This window comes from Prevotella sp. AM42-24 (genome assembly GCF_003461825.1).
GTDB lineage: Bacteria > Bacteroidota > Bacteroidia > Bacteroidales > Bacteroidaceae > Prevotella > Prevotella hominis.
On the sequence record NZ_QTXV01000127.1, the window covers coordinates 1 to 3,566 of the forward strand.

The 3,566-nt window shown below is 47.8% G+C and carries 1 pseudogene; it reads left to right on the top strand.

The window, feature by feature from the left end:
- A pseudogene (locus DW917_RS17425) lies at positions 1–3,566 on the top strand (type IV secretion protein Rhs); the annotation flags it as partial.

Below are 3,566 nucleotides of genomic sequence, written 5' to 3' on the forward strand. Positions count from 1 at the left end.
GTGATTGCCGAATGGAAGCTGAAACGTGTCGAGGAACTCCACGGTGACTATATAGAATATGTGTATGACATCGTGGATGAGGATGTGCGTGGCGGCTTGAAGGCCAAGGCTGCATATCTGAAGGAGGTTCACGCAGGTAATGCAGGACAGGAACCGCACACCGTTGTACTCTTTGAAGGCAACAAGGTAAAGCAGGTAAAGACCAACAATGCCCGCTATGGATTCCTCGCCTCCTCCAACAAGCTGTTGGAGAAAGTGACCGTGAATTTCCAGGGCGAGACATTGCGCAGCTATGCCTTTGACTACAAGGAAGGTGCATTCCACAAGGAAATGCTCACAGGTGTCAGACAGTATGACAACACAGGAAAGGAAGTGGCTTTCCAGAACTTCGACTATTATGATGATGTGCAGGCTGAAAAGGGATATGTTCCGTTCAAGGACGATTCCGAGAAATGGAACACGCACGATGACGGACTTGACGCAGGTTTCGTCAATCCATTGAAGACTGTCAGCAAGCGCTTCAGCGACAAGCCAACTGCACTTGGCGGAACGACAAGTTCTTCTGTAAGCGGGTCGTTCTATGCAGGTGTGGGACCTTGGGACGGAAGCAAATGGAAAAGCAATACAATAGGAGGTTCTTACAGCTACTCCAGCGATACCAGCAAGGGACTTTCCGCATTCGTTGACTTGAACGGTGACGGACTTCCAGACAAGGTTTATAAGTCTGGTGGTTCCGTATATTATCGTCCACAGGTCAAGACTGACAACGGAGAAGTCGTATATGGTGAGCCTGTCAAGGTAAAGGGTATCAGTAACTTCTCGACAACCAAAAGTTCTACGAACTCTTTCGGTGCGAAAGCCGTTGTCGGTTGGAATGTTCTGACTGCCGTTGTCGGAACGGACAAGTCAACCACTAAGACAAAGACCACTCAGTATTTCAGCGACATCAACGGTGACGGACTTGTTGACCTCGTTTCCAATGGCAAGGTATATTTCAACCATTTGGAGTTTGATCAGTCTGGCAATGCCGTGCCTACGTTTACATTGAGCAGTGCCGACACGCCAAGCCCAATCATCTATGGTGGCAAGGTTGACACTTCCGTCATGGAGGTCAGTAAGGATGAGCAGGCGGAAGCCATCAAGAACTCACCGATGGAGGATATTGTGCGTGTATGGCAGGCTCCTAAGGACGGAACTGTCAGCGTGGCAGGGCAAGTGAGCCTTGTCGCTCCGACTGGTGACTATGATGCTGACGAGTATCAGAAGGCAGACGGCGTAAGAGTTGCTATCCAAAAGGGAGGTAATGAACTTTGGAACAAGACGATAGCCAAGGGTGACAACAGTCCATACAGCGCAGCCGTATCATCTGTTGCCGTCAAGCGTGGTGACAGGATCTATTTCCGTGTCCAGTCTGGCTCTGAGGAAACAAGCAACGGTTCTTTTGACAAGGTAAGCTGGTCGCCTATCATTACATACGCTGGCGAGGCAATGACTTTGCCTAACGATCTTTCTTCAACGGAGTACAAGCCAGAGGATGGTGCCATTTATGATGTGAACACCTCTGCCAATGTAGAGAATGGCGCAAGCGTGGAAGTCCACAGTGCTTTCCACAAGCCTGTAACAACCGACGATATTGTTCTCAGCATTATCGGCAGCAACGACAAGAAAGACAGTGCCGGAAATGACAACACGAACTATATCGAGAAGACTGTCTTTGCTCGTACATTGAAGGCTAATGAGGCTTTCAATGGCGATTCACTCAACATCAGTCTGGAGAATACAGAAAAACTGACCAATTTCAGCTTTGAGATTTCATCCACCTCAAATGTTGATTGGAAGAGCATCGGTTGGCAAGCATCCGTGACTTATAAGGACTCCGCCAACATAGAACAGACCATAGCAGTTCCTGCACATTACAAGACTTTCGCAAATGCCTTGGCAGAGGGCAAGCCATACTTGACCACAGCGACTGATACAATTATGGTTGTGTCACCAGTGCTTACCCTTTCAGACAATTCTATCAACGGTCAGATTACTTTGACCGCCAAGACTGAGAATGCACTTGTTGGCAAGAAGTCTTTCAATATCGAGAATGGCATCTTGAAAGCCGATACTCTGCGATTTGCAACTACTGCAGGAAAGAACATCTGGTTTGAATACAGCTATCCTGCAACTATCTCGGACGAAGCAGTGGCTTCCGCTTCTGTTTCCATTCAGAAAGATGCGGCAGGTCTCGTAACTGAGAATGTGCTTGCTGGATTCTATGCAGAGAATGACAATCTTGGCTTCGGTATGCTCTACCGTGGCTGGGGAGGGTTTGTCTATAACTCGGCAGAAGGCAGATATGCAAAGCCTATTGACGAGTCCTTGCTGAAATTGCCTGAAAACGAGAACGACAAGGTTGACCCTCTCACGATGGCATTCACTCCATTGGGTACAGACCAGACCTCTATGGACAAGTGGGTCGGTCAGCGACAGGACATCTATCTTACTGCAACCGAGGCAAGCACAGCCCGACTGACTGAGCAGGATGTTCTCCTCTCCAATCCGTTGGACAACAATACGGAGGTAGCAGGACTTGCAGGTGAATATTTGCAGGGTACTGGTGCGGCAGCTGTAAGCCAAGTGGTATCAAGCAAGAGTACCGTTGTGCAAGGTGGTGCACGTGGCATTACCCATAACAATGCAAATGGCAGTTCCAAGACGGAAGTTGCCATGATGGATATGAACGGTGACGGATTCCCTGACATCATTGCTGGTGGTACTATCCAATACACCAATTCACAAGGTGGATTAAGTGGAGAAATCTACAAGGGTATCGGAGCTAATAACTCTGACAATGCTTCTGAGGCATGGGGATATGGTGGCAATCCAGTAGCTTCTGTGTCCGATATTACAAAACTTATCTCCGGAAGCAAGTCTTCCGCACAGAACCAACAGAGTTCATGGTTGGCTCAATTCTCCATTTCCGGCAGTGCGCCGAAGAATACGGATGAAGCTGTAGAATCGTTCATAGATATTAATGGCGATGGACTACCTGACAAGATTCTTTCCGACAAGAAGGTGAGATTAAATCTTGGCTATGCCTTTACCGAGCCTATTGACTGGGAACTTGACCGCATCCAAAGCGGCAAGAGTCTTTCGTATAATCTTGGTGTTGGAACTGGTATCAACAAGGCCTCCGGCAGTTTCTCCGCAGGCTTTGGCATCGTTACCTCTGAAAATGAGGAGGAATACAATCTTATCGACATCAACTCCGATGGTCTTCCAGACAAGGTATGGAAGAACGGAAATGGTATCACTGTTGCTCTCAACACAGGTAACGGCTTTGATGAGCCTATCAGTTGGAAGGGAGCGAATGCACTTAGTGAATCTGCATCAACAGCAGAATCTGTAAATGCAGCTTTCACAGTAACATTCAATTTATTGACTGTAAAGATTTCAACCAACCCTGGTGCATCAACCTCGCACAGTATCAATCGTCCTACCTACTCTTTGCAGGATGTTGATGGTGACGGTTATCTCGACATCGTTGAGTCTGAGAAGGAAAGCGAGTTGAAGGTTAC